Here is a 24,649-nt window from a genome sequence, read left to right on the forward strand (position 1 = left end):
GGTCGTCCTCAGGCCATTTGGGAAATGACCTGCGCCACTGCCGCCGTCAGCTTGCGGGCATAGGGCACGTGGAGGAATTCGTTGGGGCCGTGGGCGTTGCTTTTCGGGCCGAGCACGCCGCAGACCATCATCTGGGCCTTCGGAAAACCGCGCGACAGCATGTTCATGAGCGGGATGGTGCCACCCTGGCCGATGTAACCGCAGGGTGCGCCGTAGAAGTTGCGCGAAGCCTCGTCCAGCGCCCGCGCGAACCAGGGCGCCGTCGCCGGCGCGTTCCAGCCGGTGGCCGAGCTCAGGCCCTCGAAGGTCACACGCGCCTGGTAGGGCGCATTGTCTTCCAGCAGGGCCTTGAGCTCCTGCACCGCCGAAGCCGCCTCCACCAGGGGCGGCAGGCGCAGCGAGAGCTTGAAGGCGGTGTGGGGGCGCAGCACATTGCCGGCGTTCTGCAGGTCCGGCAGGCCTTCGGCGCCGGTCACGCTGAGCGTCGGCACCCAGGTGCGGTTGAGCAGGGCCTGCAAGGGATCGGTGGTCATGGGCAGGGCCACGCGGCTGTCGCCCTCGCAGTCGTAATGCACCCAGGGGAAACGTTTGTAGAGTTCCTCGCCCAGGATGGCGGCCGTGGCACGGGCCTGGTCCATGCGCTCCAGGGGCACTTCGCAATGGAAACTTGCGGGGAGCAGGCGGCCGGTCTTGCTGTCCTCCAGCCGGTCCAGCACCTGGCGCAGGATGCGAAAGCTTGAGGGCACGACACCGCTGGCGTCGCCCGAGTGCACGCCTTCGGTCAGGATTTCCACCTTGAGCACGCCGCTGGCCATGCCGCGCAGGCTGGTGGTCAGCCAGAGCTGCTCGTAGTTGCCGGCGCCGGAGTCCAGGCAGACGACCAGGCCCACGTCACCCAGGCGTGTGCGCAGGGCGTCCACATAAGGCAAGAGGTCATAGGAGCCACTTTCCTCGCAGGTCTCGATCAGGCCGACGATGCGCGGATGCGCGAGCTTCTGGCTCTTCAGTGCAGCGATGGCCGCAATGCTGGCGTAGACAGCGTAACCGTCGTCGGCGCCGCCTCGGCCGTAGAGCTTGCCGTCTAGGTATTGGGGTGTCCAGGGCCCCAGATCGTTGCGCCAGCCGCTGAACTCGGGTTGTTTGTCCAGATGGCCATACATGAGCACCGTCTGTGACGACACCGGGGCCTCGCGCTCGCCGCGGCTGGCCGGTACCTCAAAGAACAGCACGGGCGTACGGCCTTCCAGGCGGATGACTTCCAGCTTCAGGCCTTCGACCTTCTGCGCCTCGACCCAGGCAGCGGCGTTGCGCACCACGGTGTCGATAAAACCGTGCTGGGCCCATAAGGGGTCGAACATGGGCGACTTGGCCGGAATGGCGATGTAGTCGCTGAGCTGACGCACGATGTCGCCGTCCCAGGCGCGGCTGATCTCGTCCAGCGCCTGGGCGGTATCGAGCACGGTGAGTGGGGCACGGGTGTTCATGCGCATCCTTTTCGAAATGCTGGGCCGCTGCCAGTATATTCATCCCCGGCCCTCTGTCGCGCCCGGCCTGCTTACACTCTCGACATCCGACCGACTATCAGGAGACTCCCTTGACTACAGCCTCGCACCTGCGCCGTGGCCTGCTGCTCGCCTGCGCCACGGCTTTTTGCGGCCTGGCCCAGCCGGCCCTGGCCCAGGCCAAGATTCCCCTGCGGATTTCCAGCCCGGCCGTGCCCGACGACTGGCACGCAAAAATGTGGGCCGTGTTCAAGGACGCGCTGGAGAAATCCGCGCCCCAGCAGTTCGACGTGCAGATCAACCTCAACGCCTCGCTGTTCAAGCAGGGCACCGAGCCGGCCGCCATGGCGCGCGGCAACCTGGAGCTGGCCTCGATCTCGGCCTTTGACTTCGCCAAGCTGGTGCCGGCCTTCTCGATCTTCACCGCGGGCTATGTGATCCGCGATCCCCAGCATCAGCAGAAGGTCTTCAACGGCCCCATCGGCAACGAGCTGTTCAAGGCCGTCTCCGACAAGATGGACGTGACCGTGCTCTCCACGGTCTACCTCGGCACGCGCCAGCTCAATCTGCGCGAGGTGCGCCCTGTGCGCACACCGGCCGATCTCAAGGGCGTGAAGCTGCGCATGCCCGGTACCAAGGAGTGGCTGTTCCTGGGCGACGCGCTGGGCGCCACCGCCACGCCGCTGGCCTTCGGTGAGGTCTACCTGGGCCTGAAGACCGGCACCATCGACGGCCAGGACAACCCGCTGCCCACGGCACGCGCCGCCAAGTTCTACGAGGTGACCAAACAGCTGGTGCTGACCCAACACCTGGTCGACAGTCTCTTCATCACCATCTCCAACAAAAGCTGGAACGCCCTGACGCCGTTGCAGAAGCAGAACGTGACGGCCGCTGCGCAGGCAGCAGCGAAGTTCAACAACGAGAACCGGATCAAGGAAGAAGGCCAGCTGGTGGACTTCTTCCGGCAGCAGGGCTTGCAGATCAGCACGCCTGATGTCGAGGCCTTCCGCAAATCGGTCCAGGAGACCTACGCCCGCTCCGACTACGCCAAGGTCTGGCCGGCCGGCCTGCTCGACCGCATCAACGCCACCCGCTGATCCATGGGCCTGCTGCGCAAAGCCGCCCAGACGCTGGGCGGTTTGATGTTCCTGGGGCTGTTCGTGGTATTCCTCGTGCAGATCACAGCCCGCTTCGGCTTCAACCGGCCACTACCCTGGACCGACGAGCTGGCAGTGGTGTTGTACCTGTGGGTCATCCTTTGGGCCTCGGCCTTCATGGTGCGCGAGCGCGAGCACGTGGTGTTCGACCTGCTGTGGAACCGTGCCAGCCGGCGCCTGCGCCGCGCGATGCGTTTCGCTGGTCATCTGATGATCGGCGGCCTGGCGGCAGTGGCCATCCCGGCCAGCTGGGACTATGTGCATTTCATGGGGCGTGAAGATACGCCCGTGCTGGGCCTGTCCTTTGAATGGGTTTTCCTGCCCTTCGTGCTGCTGCTGCTGGCCCTGGTGTGGCGCAGCCTCCATGGCCTCTGGCAGTCCTGCCGGGGTCAGGATCTCGAGGACCTGGAGCACAGATCATGAGCCTGGCTCTGTGGACCCTGGTGGGCGTAGTGCTGGCCGGCATGCTGCTGCGCATGCCCATCGGCTTCTCCATGCTGATGGCCGGGGTGGCCTACCTGCTGGTCAAGGGCCAGGACCTGGGCCTGGTAGCCGAGCAGGTCAGCAACGGCCTGTACAACAGCTATGTGCTGCTGGCGGTACCGCTCTTCGTCTTTGCCGCCAACATCATGAACGCGGGCACGGTCAGCGAACGCATCTTCGACTTCTGTCGCATCCTGGTCGGCCGCATGCGCGGCGGCCTGGCGCAGGTGGACATCCTCGTCAGCGTGATTTTTTCGGGCATGAGCGGCAGCGCCATCGCCGACGCCGCCGGTCCCGGCCTGGTCACGATCAAGCAGATGCTCAGGAAACCCGAGTACAGCCGTGGTTTTGCCGGGGCCGTGGTGGTGGCCAGCGCCACCCTGGGACCCATCATCCCGCCCTCCATCCCCATGGTGATCTATGCCCTGGTGTCGGGCGCCTCGGTCGGCGCGCTGTTTCTGGGTGGCGTCGTGCCCGGGGTCTGCATGACGCTACTCATGATGGGTGTGGTGCACTACATCGCCCGCCAACGCAATATGCCGCGCGAGGCCCCGGTGCCGCTCAAGGAGTGGCCGGGCATCCTGTTTCGCGGGGCCTTGCCGCTGTCCATGCCCATCGTCCTGCTCGGTGGCATCTACTCCGGGGCCTTCACGCCCACCGAGGCCGCAGCCGTCGCGGCCCTGCATGCGCTGGTCCTGGCGGCGGTGGTCCTCCGCGCGCTGAGCTGGCGCTCGTTCTGGGGCGTGGTGCTGGAGTCCACGCGTTCGAGCGCCGTGATCACCATCATCCTGGCCGGCTCCTTCATGCTGAACTATGCGTTCACGGCCGAAGGGGTGCCCCAGGCCATGGCCGCCTGGGTCGACGGCCTGCAGCTGAGCCGTCTGCAATTCCTGTTCATGGTGAACGCGCTGTTCCTGGTGCTGGGCTGTTTCCTCGACGTCTCCGTCCTGCTGCTGGTCTTCGTGCCCATGCTGCTGCCCGCGGCCAAAATGCTGGGCGTGGACCTGGTCCACTTCGGCGTGCTGGTGGTGCTCAACATGATGATCGGTCTGATCCATCCGCCCTTTGGCATGCTGCTCTTCGTCACCAAGGCCCTGACCGGCATCCCGATCGGCGAGATGATGCGCGAAGGCTGGCTCTTCCTGGTGATGTTGCTCGGGCTGCTGGTGGCCATGACCCTGTTCCCCGAGATCGTGCTCTGGCTGCCGCGGACCATGGGCTACGGCAGCGCGGTGGGCGGCTGAGGTACAAACCCCGCGGGCAGGACGGCTAGATATCGAGCGCCCAGATGCCGGGTAGATTCCGCCAATAGCCGTAGGCGTCCATGCCGTAACCCACCAGGAACTTGTTCGGCACCACGAGTCCCACATAGTCCGGCCGGGCCGGTTTGGGTTTGCCGATGGCCTTGTCGGCAAACACCGCCAGCAGCACCTCGGTCGCCCCCATCGCCAGCAGGCGTTCCTGCACATGGGCCAGGGTTTCGCCCTCGTCCAGGATGTCGTCGAGCACGATCACCGTGCGCCCGCGCACATCGGCGCGCGGCTCCACCTTCCACTCGATGCGTCCGCCATGGTCCTTGGCGCCATAGCGGGTGACGTGGATGTAGTCGAACTCCAGGGGGAAACTCAGGCGGGTCAGGAGCTGGCCCGCAAACACCACGGCGCCGCCCATCACACCCAGCACCAAGGGGAAAGCGGGGGCACCTTCCTGCTCAAAACGGGCATTGATCTGGCCAGCCATCCGGACCAGCGCCGCCTGCACAGCCGCGGCGTCAAACACCTCCGTGGCTTGTGAAAGCAGGGCACGGGCCTTGGCCGCGTGGTCCTTGGCGCTCAGCGCCGGGGGGGTGGTCATGGTCGGTTCCCAGCGGGGTTCAACGCGAAAACTTCAGCACGGCCGTGCTGGCCAGCAGATTGGGCAAGAAGCGTAGCAGGCGACCGTTGTGCAGGCCGAAGCTGTCCAGGATCTGCAAACCGTTGCGTTGGGCCAGCACTTCCAGGTCGGCATGCGTGCCGACGCGGATATTGGGCGTGTCGTACCACTGGTAGGGCAGGCGGCGCGTCACCGGCATGCGTCCGCCCAGCACGCTGAGACGATTCGGCCAGTGCGCGAAATTGGGGAAGGCCACGATGCCCATGCGGCCTACGCGCGCGGTCTCGCGCAACACGGTCTCGGCATTGCGCAGATGCTGCAAGGTGTCGATCTGCAACACCACGTCGAAGCTCTGGTCTTCGAACAGGGCCAGACCTTCATCCAGGTTGAGCTGGATGACGTTGACGCCGCGCTGCACACAGGCCAGCACGTTGTCGTCGGCGATTTCGATGCCGTAGCCGCTGCAGCCGCGCGTGGCCTGCAGATGGGCCAGCAGGGCGCCGTCGCCGCAGCCCAGGTCCAGCACGCGGGCACCCTGCGGCACCAGGCTGGCGATGGTTTCCAGGGTCAGTCGATCGCTCATGACATGAGCTCCCTTTCGATGCCCTGGAAATAGGAACGCACCAGCTTCATGTAGCGCGCGTCGTCCAGCAAGAAGGCGTCGTGCCCGTGCGGGGCGTCGATCTCGGCGTAGCTGAGTTCGCGCCGGTTGTCGAGCAGGGCCTTGACGATCTCGCGGCTGCGTTTGGGCGAGAAACGCCAGTCGGTGCTGAAACTCACCAGCAGGAACTTGCAACGCGCCGCCGCCAGCGCACGGGTCAGGTCACCGTCGTGCCGTCGTGCCGGATCGAAGTAGTCCAGCGCTCGCGTGATCAGCAGGTAGGTGTTGGCGTCGAAGTACTCGCTGAACTTGTCGCCCTGGTAACGCAGATAGCTCTCGATCTGGAATTCGATGTCCTGCGTGCTGTACTGGTAAGCCTCGCGCACAGTGCCCGCCACGGCACTGCGCAGTTCGCGCCCGAACTTCTCGTTCATGACGTCGTCGCTCAGGTAGGTGATGTGGCCGATCATGCGCGCGATGCGCAGGCCGCGCTTGGGGATCACGCCTTGTTCGTAGAAATGGCCGCCATGGAAATCCGGGTCGGTCACGATGGCGCGGCGCGCCACTTCGTTGAAGGCGATGTTCTCGGCGTTGAGGTTGGGCGCGCTGGCCACCACGACGGCATGGCGCACACGCCCGGGGTACTGCAGTGTCCAGCTCAAGGCCTGCATGCCGCCCAGGCTACCGCCCATGACAGCCGCCAGGGTCTGGATGCCCATCACATCGAGCAGGCGGGCCTGGGCGTTGACCCAGTCTTCCACCGTCACCACCGGGAAGTCGGCGCCATAGACCTTGCCCGTGTCCGGGTTGACGTGCATGGGGCCGGTGGAGCCGAAACAGGAGCCGAGGTTGTTGACGCCGATGACAAAGAATTGGTCCGTGTCCACCGGCTTGCCGGGACCGATCATGTTGTCCCACCAGCCCTCGCTCTTGGGCTGGCCTTCGTAGACGCCGGCCACGTGGTGCGAGGCGTTGAGCGCATGGCAAATCAGCACGGCGTTGGACTTGTCGGCGTTGAGCCTGCCGTAGGTTTCGTAGGCCAGGGTGTAGCCGCGGATGCTCGCGCCGCTCTGCAGGGGCAGGGTGGCATCGAAGGTCATCGACTGGGGCTGGGCAATCAACATCGGTGGCTTAAATAACAAAACCCGGCATAGCGTTCAGCTGGGCCGGGTCTCAGATGGCGGAAACACCTTGCCTGTTTAGCTGAACTTCGGAACTCCAGGGTTCCGGCGCCCGCAATCGGGTTCAAATCGGCGCTGAGGATTAGTATAAGTCCAAGTCTTCACCACCCGATACCGGAGTAACCCATGTCCGAGCTGTACGGATCCGACGCCTACGCCCCGAGCGAAATCGCCCAGCGCATCGAATCGGTCGGCGTGACCAAAGCCAGGTTGGCCACATTGCCCCTGCTGATGCTGGGTGTGCTGGCCGGTGCCTTCATCGGCCTGGGAGCCATGCTTTTCGTGCTGGTGAAGTCCGATGCCACCCTCGGTTTTGCCGCGACAGCCATCGGAGGCGGCCTGGTGTTCTCGCTGGGCCTGTTGCTGGTCGTCGTGGCGGGCGCCGAGCTCTTCACCGGGAACAACCTGCTGGCCATGGCCTGGGCCGATGGCCGCATCCGCAGTGCCGAGGTATTGCGCAACTGGGTGCTGGTGTGCGCAGCCAACTTTATCGGCGCGGCCGGCCTGGCGGTGCTGGTGTTTGCCAGCGGCCACACGGATCTGAACGGCGGTGCCATCGGCCAGCAGGTCGTGAAGATCGCGCTGGCCAAGCAGGACCTGTCGCCGCTGCAGGCCTTCTTTCGCGGCGTGCTGTGCAATGTGCTGGTCTGCATGGCCGTGTGGATGGCCATGGCCGGGCGCAGCGTGGTGGACAAGGCGGTGGCCGTGGTGCCACCCATCATGGCCTTTGTCGCGGCCGGCTTCGAGCACAGCATCGCCAATATGTACCTGATGCCGCTGGCCATGCTCCTGCAACACTTCGGCCCGCTGGGCGCCACACCACCGGTCACCTGGAATGGCATGCTGGGCAATCTGCTGCCGGTGATCGCGGGCAATCTGGTCGGCGGCAGTGTGCTGGTGGGCCTGGCCTATCACGTGATCTACCGGCGCAAGCCGGGTTAGGGCGCACAGGCCCTAAGCGCCCCAGCCGAACAGCACCGCCAGGCCCAGCACCACGAAGATCCCTGCCGAGACCAGGTGCACCAGGCGGATCGGAATACGGCGCGTCATGCGCTCGCCCAGCCAGACCACCGGGGCGTTGGCCAGCATCATGCCCAGCGTGGTGCCAGCGACCACCCAGGCCCAGGCCTGGTATTGCGCGGCCAGCATCACGGTGGCGATCTGCGTCTTGTCGCCCATCTCGGCCAGGAAGAAAGCGATCACGGTGGTGCCGAACACACCCCAGCGCGGCGCCTGGGACGCGTCGTCATCGTCGTCGAACTTGTCGGGGATCAGCATCCAGGCGGCCATGGCCAGGAAGGACAGGCCCAGAATCCAGCGTAGCCAGACCGGGCCCAGCACCGTGGTGACCCAGGCCCCGACGGCGCCCGCCAAGGCATGGTTGACCACGGTGGCGACCAGGATGCCGGCCACGATGGGCCAGGGTTTGCGAAAGCGGACCGCCAGGATGAGGGCCAGAAGCTGCGTCTTGTCGCCCATTTCGGCCAGCGCGACCAGGCCGGTCGAAATCAGAAAAGCTTCCATCGACGGATTCTACCGACCCGGTTTGTGGCTCGTGCCATCCCGGCTTGGTGCGTTCACTGCACCCGCTTGGCGCAGTTTGGCCTGGATTTTGCTTGTCATTGGTGCATTTCTTAAAAATTCTGGTTTTTGCACCAGACAGAAGCATTTATTCGGAGATCTCAAAATGGACGCACTAAAACAGGGCGCTGATGCCCTGTTCATCCTGCTCGGCGCCATCATGGTCCTGGCCATGCACGCCGGCTTTGCCTTCCTGGAACTAGGCACCGTCAGGCGCAAGAACCAGGTCAATGCGCTGATCAAGATCCTGGTGGACTTCTCGGTCTCCACCGTGGTCTATTTCCTCGTCGGTTATGGCGTAGCCTACGGCACGGGCTTCCTGGTCGGGGCCGACCAGCTGGTCGCCAAGAACGGCTACGAACTCGTGAAGTTCTTTTTCCTCTTGACCTTTGCCGCCGCCATTCCGGCCATCATCTCGGGCGGCATTGCCGAACGTGCCAAGTTCTGGCCCCAGCTCATCGCCACGGCCATCATCGTCGGCTTGGTCTATCCCTTCTTCGAAGGCATCGCCTGGAACCAGCACTTCGGCATCCAGGCCTGGATCAAGGCCGCGACGGGCGAGGAGTTCCATGACTTCGCGGGCAGCATCGTGGTGCATGCCGTGGGCGGCTGGATCGCCCTGCCGGCCGTGCTGCTGCTGGGTGCACGCTACAACCGCTACCGCAAGGATGGCGGCATCTCGGCCCACCCGCCTTCGAGCATTCCTTTCCTGGCCCTGGGCGCCTGGATACTGGTGGTCGGCTGGTTCGGCTTCAACGTCATGAGCGCCCAGACCCTGGACAAGATCTCGGGCCTGGTCGCCGTGAACTCGCTCATGGCCATGGCCGGCGGCACGCTGGCGGCCTTGCTGGTGGGCAGAAACGACCCGGGTTTCGTACACAACGGCCCCCTGGCCGGCCTGGTGGCGGTCTGCGCGGGTTCCGACCTGATGCACCCGCTGGGCGCACTGGTGGTGGGCGGCGTGGCCGGCGCCATCTTCGTTTCCATGTTCACGCTCACTCAGAACAAGTGGAAGATCGACGACGTGCTGGGCGTGTGGCCCCTGCATGGGCTGTGCGGCACCTGGGGTGGCATCGCCGCCGGCATCTTCGGCAGCAAGGCCTTGGGCGGCCTGGGTGGCGTCACCCTCACGGCCCAGCTGATCGGCACCGGCCTGGGTGTGCTGTGGGCGCTGATGGGTGGCTTCGTGGTCTACGGTGCGCTCAAGCTTGCCATGGGCCTGCGCCTGAGCCAGGAGGAGGAGTTTGACGGCGCCGACCTGAGCATCCACAAGATCGGCGCGACACCGGACCGCGACGTCAACTGGTAAGCCCCGCCCCCCGGCCCATGCGTTGCAATAACCAGGGCCAGGCCCGCTGCTCCAGCGTCCAGCGCCCGGGGCCGTAGATGGCCAGCCCTGCCAGCAGCACAGCCCAAAGAATGTGCTGCTGCAGCGCGGCCGGTGCGATCTCGGCCAGGCTGATGACGGCCACGGCATTCACCACACTCAGGCCCAGGGCTGCGAAGCGGGCACCCAGACCGAGCACGAGGATCAGCGGCAGCAGCAGCTCACCTGCCGTGCCCAGCCAGGCGGCCAGGGCGGGCGACAGCAGGGGCACCTGGTACTCGTCGGTGAACAGGGCCACCGTGATCTCCCAGTCGCGCAGCTTGGTCAGACCGGACAGGAAGAAGACTTGCGCCACGTACAGGCGCGCCAGCAGGGCCGCGGCCGGCTGCAGGGCTTGCAAGCCCTGGCTCAGCCGGGCCCACAGGCGCAGCGGCAGCGGCCGCCCATGGGTGTCGGTTGTTGACATGGTGTGACTCTCCTTGTGTTTTTTCAGCAGCGCTCAGGCCTGCCCCGCCCGGTTCGGCACGACGCGCAACAACAGCCCCTCATGGACAGCCGGCGCCAGCCAGGTACCAAAATCGAAGCCTGGCGCACAGGCCAGCGCCTTGCCCAGACTCTTTCCTTCTTGCACGGTCCGCAGGAACGCCGACTCGCCCGGTTGCGCCTCGCACAGCCTGGGCCGCCAGCCGCAGCGCCAGACCCGCGCGTCTTCGCCGCCGTGGGCGTGCCGGGGCGGCGCGCTGCCGGGCGCCTCGATCAGCGTCACCACCGGCCAGACACTGCTGAAGCAGGCCGTACCGGGGGCCAGATCGAGCCACAGGTTTGCGGGATCCTCGTGCGCCAGCAGCGTGAAGCTGGCGGGTTCTGCCTGCGCGTCGCCCAGCGTGCCCATGCTGTGCAGGGCCCATTCAACCCGCGCCACGTCGGCCAGAAAAGGCAGATCCGCTATCAGCTCGGGCAGCGCCTCGATCTGTGCCGCCAGGGCCGCGCCCCATTGCGCCAGATCACCGCGCTGTGGCGGTCGCTCACGCCATAACAGGCGCGATAGCGCCTCGAAATTTTCTGGCCCGACCAACTGCTCCACCACGGGATAAGCCGCGCCCAGCGAGCGCACGGCCTGGGCAGCAGCATGGCTGCGATAGGCCGCGATGCCGCGCCACATGACGGGGCGGTGCGCCGCGCCTGGTGTGGCCAGCTGGTCCAGGGCTTCGTCGTGCGTCGGCGCCCACAGGGCGGCCAGCAGGGACTGCTGCCAACGCGCGAGCGTCGTGTCTGCGAGTACGGTCTGAACACTCATGCGGTTTGCACCACCCGGTCGACCATTGCCGCCGCGCGCGCTGCCTCGTCCAGCAGGACGGCCAGCGGCGGCAGCCCGGTATCCCACTCTATCAAGGTCGGGATGTCCCCCAGCTGTTCGCGGGCGTAGGCATACAGCGCCCAGACTTCGTCGCAGACCCGCTGGCCGTGATCGTCGATGACCAGATGCACGCCGCCGTCACGTGCCTCGGTGTGACCGGCCAGGTGGATCTCTCCGATCAGCGTCGGGTCCAGCACGTCCAGGGTGTGGCGCACGGCGGCTTGCGGGTCCGGCAACTCGCCGCGCAAGGCGGCATTGCGCGCATTCACATACAGGTTGTTGATGTCGAGCAGCAGACGGCAACCGCTGCGGCGTGCCAGTTCGTGCAGGAACTCGACTTCGATCATCTCGTTGCCCGGGCACTGGACATAGGCGGAAAGGTTTTCCACCAGCAGCGGCCGGCGCAGGCGGTCCTGCACGACCTGCACGTTGCGACACAGCACATCGAGCGCGGCGCGGCTGAATGGCAGGGGCAGCAGGTCGCCGGTGTGGACCGGTGTGGCCTGGCCCGGCAGCACGCCGTGCGTAAAACAGGCGTGGTCGCTGACGAGGCAGGGGTCGATGCGCGCCACCAGCGACGCCAGCTGTTCCAGATGCTGCGGATCCACGCCAGCCACCGAACCCAGCCCCAGCCCGACCCCATGCAAGCTGATCGGGTAATGGGCACGTCCCTGCTCCAGCACGGCCAGTGCAGCGCCACCGGCACCAAAGAAGTTCTCCGAATGGACCTCGAGAAAGGCCAGGGATGGCAGGGTTTCCAGCAAGTCGCCGTAGTGCGGATGCCGCCAGCCTATGCCCACGCCGGCGGCTTCGCACAGACCGGGAGCCGTAGACACGGGCTGGCGCACCGTCATGGCCGGATCAGCCCTTCTTGCCGGCGGCCATCTTGGCTTCGTCGGCGGTCATGCCCATCATCTGCTTGCAGGTGCCCTTGGTCACGTACTTCCAGGAGCCCTTGTCGTTGTCCAGCTTGGCCTGGCCGGCACAGGAATGCGTGCCCGCGAGGCTGGCGCAGTCGTTCTGCCCGGCCTTGGCGATGCCGTAGCATTTTTCCTTGCTCTGGGCCATGGCCGGTGTGGCCACGAACAGGGTGGAGAGGAGGGTGGCCGCAGCGGCGGCAACGAGGGCACGTTGGTTCATGGAAATACTCCTGGTGAATAAGGCCGCGCGACCATCGCCCGGCTACAGATTGAGTCGGGGACCGGGCCGCTTTTCTTACAGCAGATCAGCGATGTCATCCCAGGCCTCGGGCGGAATGCGCCCCGCGTAGGCTTTTTCCACCGTTCCGCTCTTGTTGATGATGTAGGTGGCCGGCAACATGGCTTGCGCGCCGAAACTGTCGACATACCCCGGCTGGCCGCTCCAGAGTTGTGGGAAACGTTGCGCGCGCGGTACCGTCAGGGCAAGGATCTGCTCGTAAGCCTGCACGTCCTGCAAGCGCCGGTCCTGGTTGACCAGGACCATCTCGAAGGGCTGGCCGCGCCAGCCTTCGTAATTGGCGCGCAGTTCGCCCATCTTGTCGCGGCATACGGCACAGGTGGTGGACCAGAACACCACCAGGACAACCTTGCCCCGCAGCCCGGCCAGGTCAAAAGGCCGGCCCTCGAAGGTCTGGCCGATCACCCTGGGCTGGGCCATTGTGGCTGGCGCAAGGGCCCGGGCCGCCTGCGGCTGCGTTTGCGCCTGGGCCCCGGGCACGGCAGACAGTGTCAACAGCCCGACCAGGGCGAGGTTTGCAATCCTGTACATGATTTTGCTCCGGATAAGACAGGTTTTGTCGTTTCCAGGCCCCTCTTTCTTACAGATACTGGGCCTACGGGTATCCGATGGCTGGATATTTCAGCGGGATAACGCATAATGAGCCCGTACTTCTGTAAATCGGTGGTACTAAATTGCGGTGATTCGTCGGTTTTGCGTCTTCTTCAAGTCTTCAGTGCTTTGTTGCTCGCGGCTATCTGACTCCATCGCCTTACCTGAGTCTTTTTGAGGAGTCCCTTCATGGGCAACAAACTTTACGTAGGCAACCTGCCTTATTCCTTCCGTGACGAAGACCTGCAACGCGCTTTTTCCGCTTTCGGTAACGTCAGCAGCGCCAAGGTCATGATGGAGCGCGACACTGGTCGTTCCAAGGGTTTCGGTTTCGTCGAAATGGGCAGCGATGCTGAAGCACAAGCCGCCATTGCCGCCCTGCACGGCCAGCAACAGGGCGGCCGCGCCCTGGTGGTCAACGAAGCCCGTCCGATGGAAGCCCGCCCGCCCCGTAGCGGTGGTGGTGGCGGAGGTGGTTACGGCGGCGGCGGCGGCGGCTACGGCGGTGGCGGCGGTTACGGCGGCGGCGGTGGTCGTCGTGAGGGTGGTGGCGGTGGTTACGGCGGTGGCCGTAGCAGCTACTGATCCTGTTCCACACGGACCAAAAAGGGCCTTCGGGCCCTTTTTTCATGGTTATTACTAGGCTGGAGCACCTTGTCGGAACCGGATTTCTGTGTCAATAATTAAAAAGTGGCGGCTGGGAGGCCTGTCACAGGATTGCGGTGATCTGCTGAATTCGCATCATCGACACGAATGGATTGCGTTTCTGGGACCCCATCGCTTGTTTTAGCTTTGACTCAGGAGTCCCAGCATGGGCAACAAACTCTACGTGGGCAATCTTGCCTATTCCATCCGCGACAACGACCTGGAACAGGCCTTCAGTCAGTTCGGCGCCGTCACCAGCGCCAAGGTCATGATGGAGCGTGACACCGGCCGTTCCAAGGGTTTCGGCTTCGTCGAAATGGGCAGCGATGCCGAAGCACAAGCGGCCATCAACGGCATGAACGGCCAGCCCCTGGGCGGCCGCAGCATCGTGGTCAACGAAGCCCGTCCCATGGAGCCGCGCCCCCCGCGCACAGGGGGTTACGGAGGCGGTGGTGGTGGCTACGGAGGCGGCGGCGGCGGTCGTCGCGAAGGCGGCGGTGGGTATGGTGGTGGTGAAGGCGGTGGCGGTGGCGAGGGCGGTTTCCGCAGCCCCTATGGCAACCCACGAGGCGGTGGCGGCGGCGGTCGTCGCGGGTATTGAGCCTGCCTGCTTTGCAAACAAAAGGCCCCGTCTGGGGCCTTTTCCGTTTTTGGGTGGTCGGCTTCAGCGTTTGTCAGCCACCGCGGACCAGCCCGGTCCCGTCACGGAGGTGGCGCGCGATGCTTGCGCGGCCGACCAGCCAGCAGGCGGTCAAACAGGGCATTGGGTAACAGGCGCAGCAAGCGCGCCGCCAGGCCCATCTGCCAGGGAATGACGCGGTAGCTCACCCCGGCCTCGATCGCGCGCAAGGCGCGCTCAGCAAAGGCGGGCGCTGACATCAGAAAAGGCATGGCGTAGCGGTTCTCGCGCGTCAGCGGGGTGTCGATATAACCAGGACTCAGCGTGACCACGCGTACACCACTGCTGCGCAACTCACCGCGCAAGCTCTCGCAATAGCTGATCACGGCGGCCTTGCTGGCGCAGTAAGCGCCATGACCGGGCAGGCCGCGGATACCGGCCACGCTGGCGATGCCCACCAGGCGCCCGGTGCCACGCTGGCGCATCGGCTCGACGAAGGGATGGAAAGTCGCCGCCAGGCCCGTGTTGTTGACCGCAAAGGTACGCGCCATGACTGCGAGGTCTTCGCGTTCGGCCGTGTCCATGCCGATGCTGATGCCGGCATTGGCCAGCACCACGTCGGGCAGGCCCTGCTGCGTCAGGCAAGCCTGTCCTGCGGCGACGATGCTCTGGATGTCCGCCACATCGGCGACGTACAGACGATAACGCTGCGCTACGAGCTGGTGCGTGTCGGCCCATTGCTGCATCTCGTGCGCACGGCGGGCCACCAGGGCGAGGTCATAACCGGCCTGGTAGCAGCACAGGGCCAGGGCCTGGCCGATGCCACTGGACGCGCCCGTGATGAAGACCAGCTTGCGCATACGCCCGGCGCAGCTCAGCGGTCCTGCGGCGGCTGCAGCGTGCCGCGCACGCGACCCCGCAGTTCGACGACCTGGTCGAAGTTGCTGTAGTCCATGCTCTCGGCGGTGATGCGGTCGTTGCCTCGCATCAGTGCCACCGGCTTGTGCGACTTGATGCGTTCGTCTTCCAGGAAAGCATGCAGGAACTCGCCGTTGAAGCTCACGCGCGGTAGCGTGGCACCGCTGCGGTCCACGGTGGCTTCGCGCACGACCTGGGCATCTCCCATGAGCTGAACCTCGCTGGCATCGTTGTTGGCCAGTGCGCGTTTGGCCGTGGCCACCGTCAGGTGACCGCGGCTGTTGAAACTGCGGATACGCACCTGGTCGATTTCCAGCAGGTCGGTGTGCGGATAGTGCCGGGCCTGTTCACCGTAGACCTCGCTCTTGAGGCGCCCTTCGTTGTCGAAGGTCTTGATCGAGAAACGCTCCATCAGGTAATCCGGGTCCCTGCGCTGCGGCTGTTCCGCCGCCCCGGGCTCCAGCATGGGCGTGCTGCGCACCAACCAGTAGGTCCCCAGCGCCAGCAGGCCCATGAGCATGAGCGGCAGGTAGATCGACAGGCGATCCCAAGCCAGACGCAGGACCCGGATCACGGCAGGAACTCCTGCAACAGGTCGACGTAACGGCCGCTGGCCACCAGCAACAGATCGCAGAACTCGCGGGCGGCGCCGGCGCCGCCCGCAGCCTTCGTCACATGGTGGGCGCGTGCCAACGCCTCGGCATGCGCATTGGCCGGCGCACAAGCGAAGGCACAACGCTGCATGACGGGCAGGTCCGGCCAGTCGTCGCCGATGGCTGCCGCCCGCGACCAGTCCAGGCCCAGGGCCTGCAGCGTCAGCTCGGCCGCCGGCCGCTTGTCCTCGGTGCCGTAGTGCACATGACGGATGCCCAGCGCCTGCAGGCGCACACGCAGGGCTGCGCTGTCACGGCCGGTGATCACCGCCGGCGTGATGCCGGCGCGCTGCAGGAGCTTGAGGCCGTGGCCATCCAGGGTGTTGAACCGTTTGAGACTTTCACCCGTCTCGCCGATGTAGAGGCCGCCGTCGGTCAGGACGCCATCGACATCGAAAAATGCCACCCGGATGCCCTGTGCGCGCAGCAGCAGTTCTGGTGGAAAACTCAGTGCAGGGCGCACGGGATTCATATGACTTTCGAGCGCATCAGATCGTTGCTGTTCAATGCCCCGCACAGCCGCCCTTCGCCGTCCACCACCAGCACGCTGGTGATACGCCGTTGCTCCATCATCTCGGCAGCCTCCACGGCCAATGCGTCGTGCCCGATGGTGACCGGGTTGGGATGCATGAACTGCTGCGCAGTGCCCGTACGCATGTCCATACCTTTTTCCAGCAGGCGCCGCAAGTCACCGTCGGTGAAGATGCCGAGCACGCGATCCTGCGCGTCGACGATGGCCGTGGCTCCAAGCCCCTTGGCACTCATCTCGCGCATGATGGCGCTGAATCCGGCTTCCGGGCTGACCTTCGGAACCGCCTCGCCCTGACGCATCACGTCGCTCACATGGGTGAGCAGCTTGCGCCCCAGCGAGCCGCCGGGGTGGGAGCGGGCAAAGTCCTCGGCCTTGAAGCCGCGGGCATCCAGCAGGGCCACCGCCAGGGCATCCCCCAGGGCGAGCTGGGCCGTGGTGCTGGCCGTTGGCGCCAGGTTCAAGGGGCAGGCTTCCTTCTCGACGGCCGTGTCGAGCACCAGATCGGCATGCAGGCCCAGGGTGGACGCGGGATTGCCGGTCATGGCGATCAAGGGCACGCCTTGGCGCTTGAGTACCGGCAGGATGGCGGTCAGCTCTTCGGACTCGCCGCTGTTGGAAATCGCAAGCAGCAGATCGGCTGCCGTGATCATGCCCAGGTCGCCATGGCTGGCCTCGGCCGGATGGACGAACATGGCCGGTGTACCGGTGGAGGCCAGGGTGGCAGCCATCTTGCGGCCGATGTGCCCGCTCTTGCCCATGCCCATCACGACCACCCGTCCCGGCACCTTCAACATCAGGGCCACGGCCTGGGTGAAAGACTCGCCAATGTGCTGACGCAGGCCCAACACGGCCGCGGCTTCGATCTCGAGGGTCTCATGCGCAAGGCGGATGACCCGGCCTGCATCCAGGGGCGCTGGTTCCTGCTTGCTGTCGCTCATGCATCGATTCTATCGGGGCCTGTCGTCTTGCTAGTATCCGGGTATGACCGGGCTTGAATTGACCTTGATCTACCTGCTGGCAGCGGTGCTGGGCGTCGTCGTTTTTCGCAGTCTCAAACTCCCGCCCATGCTCGGTTATCTGGTCGTGGGTGTGCTGATCGGGCCCAATGCGCTGGCGCTGGCGCAGAACTCGTCGGGTGTGCGCCACCTTGCCGAATTCGGCGTCGTGTTCCTGATGTTCGCCATCGGGCTCGAATTCAACCTGCCGCGCCTGCGCGCCATGCGCCGCCATGTCTTCGGCCTGGGCTTGCTGCAGGTGCTGTTCACCATGCTGTTGACCATGGCAGGTGCCTATGGGCTGACCCTGTTGCTGCCGGATCAGTGGTCCATCAGCTGGCAAGCTGCGCTGGCGCTGTCGGGTGTCATGGCCATGAGCAGCACGGCCATCGTGGTCAAGCTCATGGCCGACCGGCTGGAACTGGAGTCCGAACACGGCAAGCGCGTCATGGGCATCCTGCTGTTCCAGGACCTCGCGGTGGTGCCACTGCTGGTGCTGATCCCGGCGCTGGGCAGCCCGGCGCACGAACTGCTGGGCTCGCTGGGCCTGGCCCTGCTCAAGGCCGTGGTGCTGTTGTCGCTGCTGCTGCTGGGTGGTCAGCGCCTGATGCGCCGCTGGCTCACCCAGGTGGCACGCCACAAGAGCAACGAGCTTTTCATGCTCAATCTGCTGTTGATCACTTTGGGCCTGGCCTGGCTGACCGAGCTCGCCGGCCTGAGCCTGGCATTGGGCGCTTTTGTCGCCGGCATGCTGATTTCGGAGACCGAATTCAAGCACCAGGTGGAGACCGACATCCGCCCCTTTCACGATGTGCTGCTCGGCCTGTTCTTCATCACCATCGGCATGATGCTGGACTGGAGCATTGTCTGGCAGCGCTGGCCGCTGGTGCTGATGCTCATGGCCTCTTCCCTGCTGCTCAAGCTGGTGCTGATCACGGCCCTCACGCGCGCCCTGGGTGCCCCCATGGGCGTGGCCCTGCGCACCGGTCTGTACCTGACACAAGCCGGTGAGTTCGGCTTCGTGCTGCTCACGCTGACACATGAACAAGGCCTGATCGAGGCCACCACGCTCAACCCCATCCTGGCCTCCATGGTGCTGTCCATGCTGGCCACGCCCTTCATCATCATGTACAGCAACCGGCTGGTCTTGCGGCTGGTCGCCAGCGAATGGCTGCAGCAGTCGCTGCAGATGACCAGCATCGCGCGCCAAGCCATCGGCACCAGCGGCCACGTCATCATCTGCGGCTATGGGCGCTGCGGCCAGAACCTGGCGCGCATGCTCGAAGGCGAGAAGATTCCCTATATGGCGCTGGACCTGGACCCTGATCGGGTGCGACAGGCGACGGCGGCGGGTAACAGCGTCGCCTACGGTGACGCGGCCCGCCTGCAAGCCCTGATGGCCGCCGGCCTGGGCCGCGCCAGCGCGGTCGTCATCACCTACCTGGATGTTCCGGGCGCCCTCAAGGTGCTGGCCAATGTGCGTGCCCATGCCCCACACGTCCCGGTGATCGTGCGCACCCAGGACGACTTTGCGCTGGACCGGCTGCGGGCCGCGGGAGCCACGGAAGTGGTGCCGGAGTCGATCGAGGGCTCGCTGATGCTGGCCAGCCACGCCCTCGCCCTGGTGGGCGTGCCCATGCGCCGGGTGATCCGTCTGGTGCAGGACCAGCGCGACGCCCGTTACAACCTGCTGCGCGGGTATTTCCACGGAGCTGACGACAACCCGGACGACGATGGCGCTCAGGAGCGTCTGCACAGCCTGACCCTGCCCGCAGGCGCCCATGCCCTGGGCCAGTCCCTCGGTGCACTCTTGCCGCGCCTGGCCGACACCCGCATACTCAGCCTGCGCCGCCGCAACGGCAAAAGCCTCTCACCCGATGCCGGTCTGGCGCTGGAGGACGGAGATACGCTGGTGCTTTCCGGCCAGGCCGAAGCCCTGGCGCTGGCCGAAGAAAAACTGCTGCGCGGATGACCACCGCCAGCCTGACCCGCAACGCATCGGACCCACCATGCAGGACCACTACATCAACGAATATCTGAGACGCCATATCCGCACCGTGCCGAACTGGCCCTCACCAGGTGTGCAGTTTCGCGACATCACGCCGCTGCTGCAGAACCCCAAGGTATTCCGCGTCATGGTTGACGCTTTCGTCCACCGTTACATGGATCCTGGCATGCGCCCAGACGTGGTGGCCGGGCTCGATGCGCGCGGCTTCATCCTGGGCTCGGTGATCGCCTATGAGCTCGCGGTGGGTTTCGTGCCGATCCGCAAGAAAGGCAAGCTGCCCTTCACGACCGTGGAGGAAACCTACGAGCTGGAGTACGGCAGTGCCACGGTGGAGCTGCACACCGATGCCGTCAAGCCGGGCGACCGGGTGCTGCTGGTCGATGACCTGATCGCCACCGGGGGCACCATGATGGCCGGCAAGAAGCTGCTGGAAAAGTTGGGCGCCCAGGTGATGGAGGGAGCCGCCATCGTCGACCTGCCGGAGCTTGGTGGATCGGCGCGACTGCGCGAGGCCGGCTTGCACCTCTTCACGCTGCTTGACTTCGCCGGGACCTGAAGCGGCCCCGGTGGCGCAAGCTGTGCCCTAGATCAGATCGCCGTACTGGGTGCGGCTCAATGGCAGTCGCTCGGCTTCTTCATCCATGCGGGTTTCCTCAAATTCGGTCTGGGGAAACTCGGTCGGGGCAAAATCCGCTGGCAAGGGCCTGGGCGCACCGCTAGCGCTAGGCTTGGGCTTGTTGCCCGTCGCCAGCGCCTGCTTGAAGGCATTGACTTCGTCGGGGCGGATGGGTTCGAAGCGACGCCTACGATCTCCGGGCACCAGCGGCGCTTGCGACGCTTCACTGGCCGCAGGCGCGATAGCGCCCAACTCGATTTCCGGGCGCGGCTTACGCAGGACGGCTGTCGAGGTCTTGGACAGCTCGTTGATACGCCAGTAGACCGCGGTCACATCGATCTTGTGGCGCGAGCGGGCGTTCTGGGTGACGATCTCCTCGATTTCCGCCAGCTGGCCGATGTGCTGGGCCATCGCCTGGGGCAGGTCCATCATGATCAGGTACTGGCTGCCACGTGAATCGAGGGACAGCACCTTGTATTTGTAGCTCGAGGACAGCATGCCCACACGCGCCATGGACTCGCGCACCACGGCATAGAGCAACTCGCGGCGCTCCAGCCTCTGGGTCTTGCGGTCTAGGGCCTGTTCGTCGTCCGGCGGCAGGTTGGTTGGGCCCGCATCCTGCTCAGGTGCTGGCTTGGCCGTGGATTTTTTCGAGAAGAAGTTGTCCAGTCGTCCCATTTTTCATTCCGATGGCGCTACTTGCACAACAGGGGGCAGACAAACTGCCTGCAACCTGCATTTTCTTCCTAAATGGCGCAGCGTGCTTGACCGCCCAGCGTAAGAAATTGTTTCCCGGGCCAGCCTCTCGATGCTGCCTGCTGGATTGCACGTTACGCCCATTTCGCCGCCTTGACAACGGGAATGCAGCGGGCGCGCAAGATCTCCCGGCCCGTCACTTGCCGATACAGAATCGGGAAAAGATGACACCCAGCAGGTCATCTGAGGTGAACTCCCCCGTGATCTCGTTGAGCGCGTTCTGTGCCAGGCGCAATTCCTCGGCCAGCAAGTCCAGTGCGTGGGCCTGCGCCGCCAGGTGTGCCGCAGCTGTTTCAAGATGCGCCTGCACCTGCCGCAAGGCATGTACATGGCGTTCGCGTGCAATGTAGACACCCTCGGGTGCCGACTGCCAGCCCACGGTTTCGAGCAGGCGACGACGCAAGGTCTCCAGGCCGGCACCCGTCTTGGCCGAAAGGCTCAGGCCTTGGGCCGGCGCTGCCGCGGCGTCGGCCTTGTTCCAGACATCCAGCACCGGCACACGTGTCGGCAGACGCTGCTGCAACGTACGGCCAATGTCCTCATCCGCCTGGCGATAGTCGGACAAGGCCTGGCGCGTGAGGTCATGCAGGAAAAGCACGGCATCGGCCGCTTCGATCTCGGCCCAGGCACGGGCGATCCCGATGCGCTCCACCTCGTCGCTGCTCTCGCGCAGCCCTGCGGTGTCGATCACGTGCAGGGGCACGCCTTCGATCTGGATGGTCTGCTGCACCTTGTCGCGCGTGGTGCCGGGGATGGCCGTCACGATGGCCAGTTCGGCCCCGGCCAGTGCATTGAGCAGCGAGCTCTTGCCCGCATTAGGCTGGCCGGCAATCACCACCTTGATGCCTTCGCGCAGCAGGCTGCCCTGGCGGGCGTGCTCAAGCACGGTGGCGAGCCGGTCCTGCAGGCGCTCCAGCTGCCCCCGGGCATCGGCCTTTTCCAGGAAGTCGATCTCTTCTTCCGGGAAATCGAGCGTGGCTTCGACCAGCATGCGCAGCTGGATCAGCGCTTCGCGCAGCACCCCGATCTCACGTGAAAAGGCGCCATCGAGCGAGCGACTGGCGCTGCGCGCGGCGGCCTCGGTACTCGCGTCGATCAGGTCGGCGATGGCCTCGGCCTGGGTCAGGTCGATCTTGTCGTTGAGGAAGGCGCGTTCGGTGAATTCACCGGGTTGCGCAAAACGCAAACCTGGCAGACAGGCCTGGCCGGTCCGCTCATCCAGCTGCAGGCTCACCTGCAGGCAGCGTGCCAGCAGTAGTTGCAGCACCACCTGTCCACCATGGACCTGCAGTTCCAGCACGTCTTCGCCGGTGTAGGAATGCGGCGCCGGGAAATGAATGGCCAGGCCGTGGTCCAGTACTTCGCCGGCCGCATCCCGCAGGGGCAGGTAGGTGGCATGACGCGCCTGCAGCGCGCGGCCGCACAAGGCCGTGACGAAGTCCCCTAGCCTGCGACCACTCACGCGCACGATACCCACGGCACCCCGTCCGGGGGCCGTGGCGATGGCGACGATGGGTTCCTGTTGGCGTGCCAGCATGGTGCGCTATTTTGTCGCGTGGGGGCCTGAAAGTGAAAGGGCCGCTTGCGCGGCCCCTGTGCGTCTGCTTACTTGAATTTCGGCAAATTGAACTGCGGCGGAACGCCCATGCGAGTGTTGATCACCCACTGCTGCGCGATCGAGAGGATATTGTTGGTCAGCCAGTACAGCACCAGGCCGGACGGGAAGAAGAAGAACATCACGCTGAAGATCAGCGGCATGAACCACATCATCTTGGCCTGCAGGGGGTCCGGCGGCGCCGGGTTCAGCGCCGTCTGCAGCATGGTGGTGGCCGTCATGAGCAGGGGCAGAATGTAATAGGGGTCCTCGGCCGAAAGGTCCTTGATCCACAGGATCCAGGGTGCGTTGCGCATCTCGACGCTGGACAGCAGCACCCAATAGAGGGCAATGAACACCGGAATCTGGATCATGATGGGCAGGCAGCCGCCCATGGGGTTGACCTTCTCCTCGCGGTAGACACGCATCATCTCCTGCTGCATCTGTTGCGGCTTGTCCTTCAGTCGCTCGCGCAGCTCGGTGATGCGCGGTGTGATGGACTTCATCTTGGCCATGCTGGCGTAGGCCTTGGCATTGAGCCAGTAGAAAGCAATCTTCAGCAACACCACCAGGGCCACGATGGACCAGCCCCAGTTGCCGATCAGATGCTCAAGCTTGTCGAGCAGCCAATACAGCGGCTTGGCCAGGATGGTCAGCCAGCCGTAGTCCTTGACCAGCTCCAGGCCGGGGGCGATGGCTTCGAGCCTCTTTTCTTCCTGCGGGCCGACGAACAGGCGCGCCTCCACGGTGCGGCTCGTCGCCGGTTCGATCGTCTCCAGCGGGGCGATCATGCCAACGGCATACAGGTTGCTGTCGACTTTGCGGGCGAAGATTTCCCGCGGCACACCGTCGCCGAGCAGCCAGGCGCTGGCGAAATAGTGCTGGACCATGGCCACGTAGCCGTTGGAGGACTGCTTCTCGAACTCGGCCTTGTTCTTCTCGATATCGCTGAACTCGACCTTCTGGTATTTCTTCGCCTCGGTATAGATGGCCGGACCAGTGAAAGTCGAATAGAAGGACGACTCGCCGGCCAGCTTGTTGCCATCACGCACCAGCTGCAGATAGAGCTGGGGCGTCAGCGGCGTCGTGCCCATGTTCTGTACTTCGTGCTTCACGTCCAGGGCATAACTGCCGCGCTTGAGCGTGTACGTCTTGACGAGCTTGACGCCGCCGATTTCGGCCGACTCGAACTTCAGCAGCAGTTCGTCCACACCGTCCTTGAGCTCCCGTTCGCCGGACACCAGCTTCATGGGCGTCTTGTGCGTCGGCAGACTGCCGCCGGCAGCGCCGGCAATCAATCCGGACTGGGACAGGTACACACGATCCTTGCTTTCATCGAACAGCACGACATGGCGTTCGGGATTTTTCTGGTCGCGATGTTTCAGGAACTCGGAACGAACCAGCGAACCGCCTTCGGTATCGAAGGTCAGCGTCAGCACGTCGGAGCTCACCACCACGCGTTCGCGCGCGACGGGCGCCTGCGCTTCGGTTTTGGCGATGCGGTCACTGCTATTGCCTACGGGCAGCACGGGCGCGGCCACGGGAACGGCTGCCGGCGTTGAGGCCGCCGCTGCCGGGGCAGCCGCCGTCTTCGCCGTCGGCGACGGGAAGAAGGTTGCGGGTCGGCCATTGTGGATCTGCCACTGGTCCCACAGCAGGACCAGGGAAAAACCAAAAATCACCCACAGGATGGTGCGGCGAATATCGTTCATGAAATGTTCTTTTCAGAAGGGGTGGAAAGCAGGCCGGTGAAGAGGCGGGGTTTTTGCGAAGGTACGGGATCGTGCCCGCCGGCGCACCAGGGATGGCAGCGTAGCAATCGACCCACGGTGAGGTAGCTGCCTGCCATGGCACCATGCTGGCGCAAGGCGTCCAGCGCATAGAGCGAGCACGTCGGCTCGAAACGGCAGGCCGAACCCAGCCAAGGGCTCAGAAAGAAACGGTAACCCTTGACCAGTCCGATGAGCAGATGGCGGATCATGCGGCAGCCTTTGCAGGCTGCTGGGCCTTGCTGAACAGTTGTTCGATTTCGCCACGGACAGCGGCCTGCAGCGCTTCGGACCTTGCGCTGATGAACTGCGTGCGGTCGTAGGTGCTGCGCAGGCGCACCAGATAGGCGGCCGCGGGCAGCGCCGCCTTGTGCTGCGCTGCGATGCTGTAGACCTGTCGCTTGATCAGGTTGCGCGTCACGGCACGACGTGCCCAGCGCTTTGGAACCATGGCACCGATCCAGAGGCTATCAACGGCAAAAGAGGTCTGGGGCACGACTTGCGTGCCTGGGACCTCCAGGACCATGCGATGCATGACAAAATGTTCCGTCCGGGCAAAGGGTGCACATGCCAGTACGGCCTGAAACTGTTCCCGGGTCTTCAGCCGCCGCGCCTGCATGGTGCGCTGAAGTGCACTGCGCAAAACCGGTACAGGGCTCTGGCAGAGCGGTCCG

At 64.9% G+C, this 24,649-nt stretch carries 28 protein-coding genes; 9 read left to right on the forward strand and 19 right to left on the reverse strand.

The genetic code is table 11. The features are described 5' to 3' along the window. Positions 1 to 8: 8 nt before the first annotated feature. On the reverse strand, positions 9 to 1,484 hold the full coding sequence (locus AC1RRP_RS11400) for a M20 family metallopeptidase (protein WP_493036221.1): 1,476 nt from the start codon (positions 1,482 to 1,484) through the stop codon (positions 9 to 11). 110 nt (positions 1,485 to 1,594) lie between these two features. Here AC1RRP_RS11400 and AC1RRP_RS11405 point away from each other — a divergent pair, with 110 nt between their 5' ends. Genes AC1RRP_RS11405 through AC1RRP_RS11415 form a run of 3 tightly spaced genes read left to right on the forward strand, consistent with a single transcriptional unit; the run spans position 1,595 to position 4,386 of the window. Beyond that, complete coding sequence (locus AC1RRP_RS11405; RefSeq protein WP_493036223.1) at positions 1,595 to 2,599, forward strand: sialic acid TRAP transporter substrate-binding protein SiaP; 1,005 nt, start codon at positions 1,595 to 1,597, stop codon at positions 2,597 to 2,599. Positions 2,600 to 2,602: 3 nt separating this feature from the next. Next, positions 2,603 to 3,082 carry a TRAP transporter small permease gene (locus AC1RRP_RS11410; protein WP_493036225.1) on the forward strand — a complete coding sequence of 160 codons (480 nt, stop codon included), beginning with the start codon at positions 2,603 to 2,605 and terminating at the stop codon, positions 3,080 to 3,082. Beyond that, complete coding sequence (locus AC1RRP_RS11415; RefSeq protein ID WP_493036227.1) at positions 3,079 to 4,386, forward strand: TRAP transporter large permease; 1,308 nt, start codon at positions 3,079 to 3,081, stop codon at positions 4,384 to 4,386. Before AC1RRP_RS11410 ends, AC1RRP_RS11415 begins: the two co-directional genes overlap by 4 nt. A gap of 25 nt (positions 4,387 to 4,411) precedes the next feature. Here the strand turns inward: AC1RRP_RS11415 and AC1RRP_RS11420 are convergent, their stop codons facing one another. The 3 genes from AC1RRP_RS11420 to metX are packed head-to-tail and all read right to left on the reverse strand — an operon-like array spanning position 4,412 to position 6,739. Continuing rightward, complete coding sequence (locus AC1RRP_RS11420; protein ID WP_493036229.1) at positions 4,412 to 4,996, reverse strand: hypoxanthine-guanine phosphoribosyltransferase; 585 nt, start codon at positions 4,994 to 4,996, stop codon at positions 4,412 to 4,414. A 19-nt stretch (positions 4,997 to 5,015) separates the two neighbouring features. Beyond that, positions 5,016 to 5,597 (reverse strand): methionine biosynthesis protein MetW, encoded by a 582-nt coding sequence (gene metW, locus AC1RRP_RS11425; RefSeq protein WP_493036231.1) that lies wholly within the window; start codon positions 5,595 to 5,597, stop codon positions 5,016 to 5,018. Then, a complete protein-coding gene (metX, locus tag AC1RRP_RS11430) occupies positions 5,594 to 6,739 on the reverse strand; it encodes a homoserine O-succinyltransferase MetX (protein WP_493036233.1) in 1,146 nt (381 codons plus the stop codon). The genes metW and metX overlap by 4 nt, the downstream gene beginning before the upstream one ends. Before the next feature lie 183 nt (positions 6,740 to 6,922). Here metX and AC1RRP_RS11435 point away from each other — a divergent pair, with 183 nt between their 5' ends. Continuing rightward, the gene (locus tag AC1RRP_RS11435) at positions 6,923 to 7,738 is read left to right on the forward strand and encodes a formate/nitrite transporter family protein (RefSeq protein ID WP_493036235.1); all 816 of its coding nucleotides are present in this window, start codon (positions 6,923 to 6,925) and stop codon (positions 7,736 to 7,738) included. 12 nt (positions 7,739 to 7,750) lie between these two features. On the opposite strand, the gene AC1RRP_RS11440 is transcribed toward AC1RRP_RS11435, so the two are convergent. Continuing rightward, positions 7,751 to 8,320 (reverse strand): TMEM165/GDT1 family protein, encoded by a 570-nt coding sequence (locus AC1RRP_RS11440; protein WP_493036237.1) that lies wholly within the window; start codon positions 8,318 to 8,320, stop codon positions 7,751 to 7,753. Positions 8,321 to 8,483: 163 nt separating this feature from the next. Between AC1RRP_RS11440 and AC1RRP_RS11445 the strand changes: the two genes are divergently transcribed. Beyond that, the gene (locus tag AC1RRP_RS11445; RefSeq protein WP_493036239.1) at positions 8,484 to 9,686 is read left to right on the forward strand and encodes an ammonium transporter; all 1,203 of its coding nucleotides are present in this window, start codon (positions 8,484 to 8,486) and stop codon (positions 9,684 to 9,686) included. On the opposite strand, the gene AC1RRP_RS11450 is transcribed toward AC1RRP_RS11445, so the two are convergent. From AC1RRP_RS11450 to AC1RRP_RS11470, 5 genes are all read right to left on the reverse strand, one after another. Then, on the reverse strand, positions 9,676 to 10,170 hold the full coding sequence (locus AC1RRP_RS11450; RefSeq protein WP_493036241.1) for a DoxX family protein: 495 nt from the start codon (positions 10,168 to 10,170) through the stop codon (positions 9,676 to 9,678). The genes AC1RRP_RS11445 and AC1RRP_RS11450 overlap by 11 nt on opposite strands. Before the next feature lie 33 nt (positions 10,171 to 10,203). Then, entirely contained in the window at positions 10,204 to 11,001 is a 798-nt protein-coding gene (locus AC1RRP_RS11455; protein WP_493036243.1) for an HvfC/BufC family peptide modification chaperone, read from the reverse strand. Then, positions 10,998 to 11,897: an MNIO family bufferin maturase gene (bufB, locus tag AC1RRP_RS11460; RefSeq protein ID WP_493036245.1), complete on the reverse strand. Its 900-nt coding sequence runs from the start codon at positions 11,895 to 11,897 to the stop codon at positions 10,998 to 11,000. The genes AC1RRP_RS11455 and bufB overlap by 4 nt, the downstream gene beginning before the upstream one ends. A gap of 25 nt (positions 11,898 to 11,922) precedes the next feature. Beyond that, a complete protein-coding gene (locus AC1RRP_RS11465; protein WP_493036247.1) occupies positions 11,923 to 12,201 on the reverse strand; it encodes a BufA1 family periplasmic bufferin-type metallophore in 279 nt (92 codons plus the stop codon). A gap of 75 nt (positions 12,202 to 12,276) precedes the next feature. Then, positions 12,277 to 12,810, reverse strand: a complete 534-nt coding sequence (locus AC1RRP_RS11470; protein WP_493036249.1) for a peroxiredoxin family protein — start codon at positions 12,808 to 12,810, stop codon at positions 12,277 to 12,279. A 249-nt stretch (positions 12,811 to 13,059) separates the two neighbouring features. Between AC1RRP_RS11470 and rbp (AC1RRP_RS11475) the strand changes: the two genes are divergently transcribed. Next, positions 13,060 to 13,455 carry an RNA-binding regulator gene (gene rbp, locus AC1RRP_RS11475; RefSeq protein WP_493036251.1) on the forward strand — a complete coding sequence of 132 codons (396 nt, stop codon included), beginning with the start codon at positions 13,060 to 13,062 and terminating at the stop codon, positions 13,453 to 13,455. 226 nt (positions 13,456 to 13,681) lie between these two features. Next, positions 13,682 to 14,116, forward strand: a complete 435-nt coding sequence (rbp, locus tag AC1RRP_RS11480; protein ID WP_493036253.1) for an RNA-binding regulator — start codon at positions 13,682 to 13,684, stop codon at positions 14,114 to 14,116. Positions 14,117 to 14,217: 101 nt separating this feature from the next. On the opposite strand, the gene AC1RRP_RS11485 is transcribed toward rbp (AC1RRP_RS11480), so the two are convergent. Genes AC1RRP_RS11485 through AC1RRP_RS11500 form a run of 4 tightly spaced genes read right to left on the reverse strand, consistent with a single transcriptional unit; the run spans position 14,218 to position 17,175 of the window. Continuing rightward, complete coding sequence (locus AC1RRP_RS11485; protein ID WP_493036255.1) at positions 14,218 to 14,994, reverse strand: SDR family oxidoreductase; 777 nt, start codon at positions 14,992 to 14,994, stop codon at positions 14,218 to 14,220. A gap of 14 nt (positions 14,995 to 15,008) precedes the next feature. Beyond that, on the reverse strand, positions 15,009 to 15,626 hold the full coding sequence (gene lptC / locus AC1RRP_RS11490; RefSeq protein ID WP_493036257.1) for an LPS export ABC transporter periplasmic protein LptC: 618 nt from the start codon (positions 15,624 to 15,626) through the stop codon (positions 15,009 to 15,011). Next, positions 15,623 to 16,177, reverse strand: a complete 555-nt coding sequence (locus AC1RRP_RS11495; protein ID WP_493036259.1) for a KdsC family phosphatase — start codon at positions 16,175 to 16,177, stop codon at positions 15,623 to 15,625. The genes lptC and AC1RRP_RS11495 overlap by 4 nt, the downstream gene beginning before the upstream one ends. Next, on the reverse strand, positions 16,174 to 17,175 hold the full coding sequence (locus AC1RRP_RS11500; RefSeq protein WP_493036261.1) for a KpsF/GutQ family sugar-phosphate isomerase: 1,002 nt from the start codon (positions 17,173 to 17,175) through the stop codon (positions 16,174 to 16,176). Before AC1RRP_RS11500 ends, AC1RRP_RS11495 begins: the two co-directional genes overlap by 4 nt. A gap of 43 nt (positions 17,176 to 17,218) precedes the next feature. Between AC1RRP_RS11500 and AC1RRP_RS11505 the strand changes: the two genes are divergently transcribed. Both AC1RRP_RS11505 and AC1RRP_RS11510 read left to right on the forward strand, forming a co-directional pair. After that, positions 17,219 to 19,204, forward strand: a complete 1,986-nt coding sequence (locus tag AC1RRP_RS11505; protein WP_493036263.1) for a monovalent cation:proton antiporter family protein — start codon at positions 17,219 to 17,221, stop codon at positions 19,202 to 19,204. A gap of 37 nt (positions 19,205 to 19,241) precedes the next feature. Next, entirely contained in the window at positions 19,242 to 19,796 is a 555-nt protein-coding gene (locus tag AC1RRP_RS11510) for an adenine phosphoribosyltransferase (RefSeq protein WP_493036265.1), read from the forward strand. Between the two features lie 27 nt (positions 19,797 to 19,823). Here the strand turns inward: AC1RRP_RS11510 and AC1RRP_RS11515 are convergent, their stop codons facing one another. From AC1RRP_RS11515 to rnpA, 5 genes are all read right to left on the reverse strand, one after another. Beyond that, positions 19,824 to 20,534, reverse strand: a complete 711-nt coding sequence (locus AC1RRP_RS11515) for a hypothetical protein (RefSeq protein ID WP_493036267.1) — start codon at positions 20,532 to 20,534, stop codon at positions 19,824 to 19,826. 214 nt (positions 20,535 to 20,748) lie between these two features. Further along, positions 20,749 to 22,149: a tRNA uridine-5-carboxymethylaminomethyl(34) synthesis GTPase MnmE gene (gene mnmE, locus AC1RRP_RS11520; RefSeq protein WP_493036269.1), complete on the reverse strand. Its 1,401-nt coding sequence runs from the start codon at positions 22,147 to 22,149 to the stop codon at positions 20,749 to 20,751. 68 nt (positions 22,150 to 22,217) lie between these two features. Further along, positions 22,218 to 23,918: a membrane protein insertase YidC gene (gene yidC, locus AC1RRP_RS11525; protein WP_493036271.1), complete on the reverse strand. Its 1,701-nt coding sequence runs from the start codon at positions 23,916 to 23,918 to the stop codon at positions 22,218 to 22,220. Then, on the reverse strand, positions 23,915 to 24,187 hold the full coding sequence (yidD, locus tag AC1RRP_RS11530) for a membrane protein insertion efficiency factor YidD (RefSeq protein ID WP_493036273.1): 273 nt from the start codon (positions 24,185 to 24,187) through the stop codon (positions 23,915 to 23,917). Before yidD ends, yidC begins: the two co-directional genes overlap by 4 nt. After that, positions 24,184 to 24,594 carry a ribonuclease P protein component gene (rnpA, locus tag AC1RRP_RS11535; RefSeq protein ID WP_493036275.1) on the reverse strand — a complete coding sequence of 137 codons (411 nt, stop codon included), beginning with the start codon at positions 24,592 to 24,594 and terminating at the stop codon, positions 24,184 to 24,186. Before rnpA ends, yidD begins: the two co-directional genes overlap by 4 nt. Positions 24,595 to 24,649 lie beyond the last annotated feature (55 nt).

It is taken from the genome of Hylemonella sp. GW821-FHT12C09, assembly GCF_058807395.1.

Excerpts from the sequence above, each read along its gene's own strand:
- AC1RRP_RS11400 (WP_493036221.1), bottom strand. The coding sequence starts at position 1,484 with ATGAACACCCGTGCCCCACTCACCGTGCTCGATACCGCCCAGGCGCTG.
- AC1RRP_RS11410 (WP_493036225.1), top strand. The coding sequence starts at position 2,603 with ATGGGCCTGCTGCGCAAAGCCGCCCAGACGCTGGGCGGTTTGATGTTC.
- AC1RRP_RS11415 (WP_493036227.1), top strand. The coding sequence starts at position 3,079 with ATGAGCCTGGCTCTGTGGACCCTGGTGGGCGTAGTGCTGGCCGGCATG.
- AC1RRP_RS11420 (WP_493036229.1), bottom strand. The coding sequence starts at position 4,996 with ATGACCACCCCCCCGGCGCTGAGCGCCAAGGACCACGCGGCCAAGGCC.
- metW (WP_493036231.1), bottom strand. The coding sequence starts at position 5,597 with ATGAGCGATCGACTGACCCTGGAAACCATCGCCAGCCTGGTGCCGCAG.
- metX (WP_493036233.1), bottom strand. The coding sequence starts at position 6,739 with ATGTTGATTGCCCAGCCCCAGTCGATGACCTTCGATGCCACCCTGCCC.
- AC1RRP_RS11435 (WP_493036235.1), top strand. The coding sequence starts at position 6,923 with ATGTCCGAGCTGTACGGATCCGACGCCTACGCCCCGAGCGAAATCGCC.
- AC1RRP_RS11440 (WP_493036237.1), bottom strand. The coding sequence starts at position 8,320 with ATGGAAGCTTTTCTGATTTCGACCGGCCTGGTCGCGCTGGCCGAAATG.
- AC1RRP_RS11445 (WP_493036239.1), top strand. The coding sequence starts at position 8,484 with ATGGACGCACTAAAACAGGGCGCTGATGCCCTGTTCATCCTGCTCGGC.
- AC1RRP_RS11450 (WP_493036241.1), bottom strand. The coding sequence starts at position 10,170 with ATGTCAACAACCGACACCCATGGGCGGCCGCTGCCGCTGCGCCTGTGG.
- AC1RRP_RS11455 (WP_493036243.1), bottom strand. The coding sequence starts at position 11,001 with ATGAGTGTTCAGACCGTACTCGCAGACACGACGCTCGCGCGTTGGCAG.
- AC1RRP_RS11465 (WP_493036247.1), bottom strand. The coding sequence starts at position 12,201 with ATGAACCAACGTGCCCTCGTTGCCGCCGCTGCGGCCACCCTCCTCTCC.
- AC1RRP_RS11470 (WP_493036249.1), bottom strand. The coding sequence starts at position 12,810 with ATGTACAGGATTGCAAACCTCGCCCTGGTCGGGCTGTTGACACTGTCT.
- rbp (WP_493036251.1), top strand. The coding sequence starts at position 13,060 with ATGGGCAACAAACTTTACGTAGGCAACCTGCCTTATTCCTTCCGTGAC.
- rbp (WP_493036253.1), top strand. The coding sequence starts at position 13,682 with ATGGGCAACAAACTCTACGTGGGCAATCTTGCCTATTCCATCCGCGAC.
- AC1RRP_RS11485 (WP_493036255.1), bottom strand. The coding sequence starts at position 14,994 with ATGCGCAAGCTGGTCTTCATCACGGGCGCGTCCAGTGGCATCGGCCAG.
- AC1RRP_RS11495 (WP_493036259.1), bottom strand. The coding sequence starts at position 16,177 with ATGAATCCCGTGCGCCCTGCACTGAGTTTTCCACCAGAACTGCTGCTG.
- AC1RRP_RS11500 (WP_493036261.1), bottom strand. The coding sequence starts at position 17,175 with ATGAGCGACAGCAAGCAGGAACCAGCGCCCCTGGATGCAGGCCGGGTC.
- AC1RRP_RS11505 (WP_493036263.1), top strand. The coding sequence starts at position 17,219 with ATGACCGGGCTTGAATTGACCTTGATCTACCTGCTGGCAGCGGTGCTG.
- AC1RRP_RS11510 (WP_493036265.1), top strand. The coding sequence starts at position 19,242 with ATGCAGGACCACTACATCAACGAATATCTGAGACGCCATATCCGCACC.
- AC1RRP_RS11515 (WP_493036267.1), bottom strand. The coding sequence starts at position 20,534 with ATGGGACGACTGGACAACTTCTTCTCGAAAAAATCCACGGCCAAGCCA.
- mnmE (WP_493036269.1), bottom strand. The coding sequence starts at position 22,149 with ATGCTGGCACGCCAACAGGAACCCATCGTCGCCATCGCCACGGCCCCC.
- yidC (WP_493036271.1), bottom strand. The coding sequence starts at position 23,918 with ATGAACGATATTCGCCGCACCATCCTGTGGGTGATTTTTGGTTTTTCC.
- yidD (WP_493036273.1), bottom strand. The coding sequence starts at position 24,187 with ATGATCCGCCATCTGCTCATCGGACTGGTCAAGGGTTACCGTTTCTTT.
- rnpA (WP_493036275.1), bottom strand. The coding sequence starts at position 24,594 with ATGCAGGCGCGGCGGCTGAAGACCCGGGAACAGTTTCAGGCCGTACTG.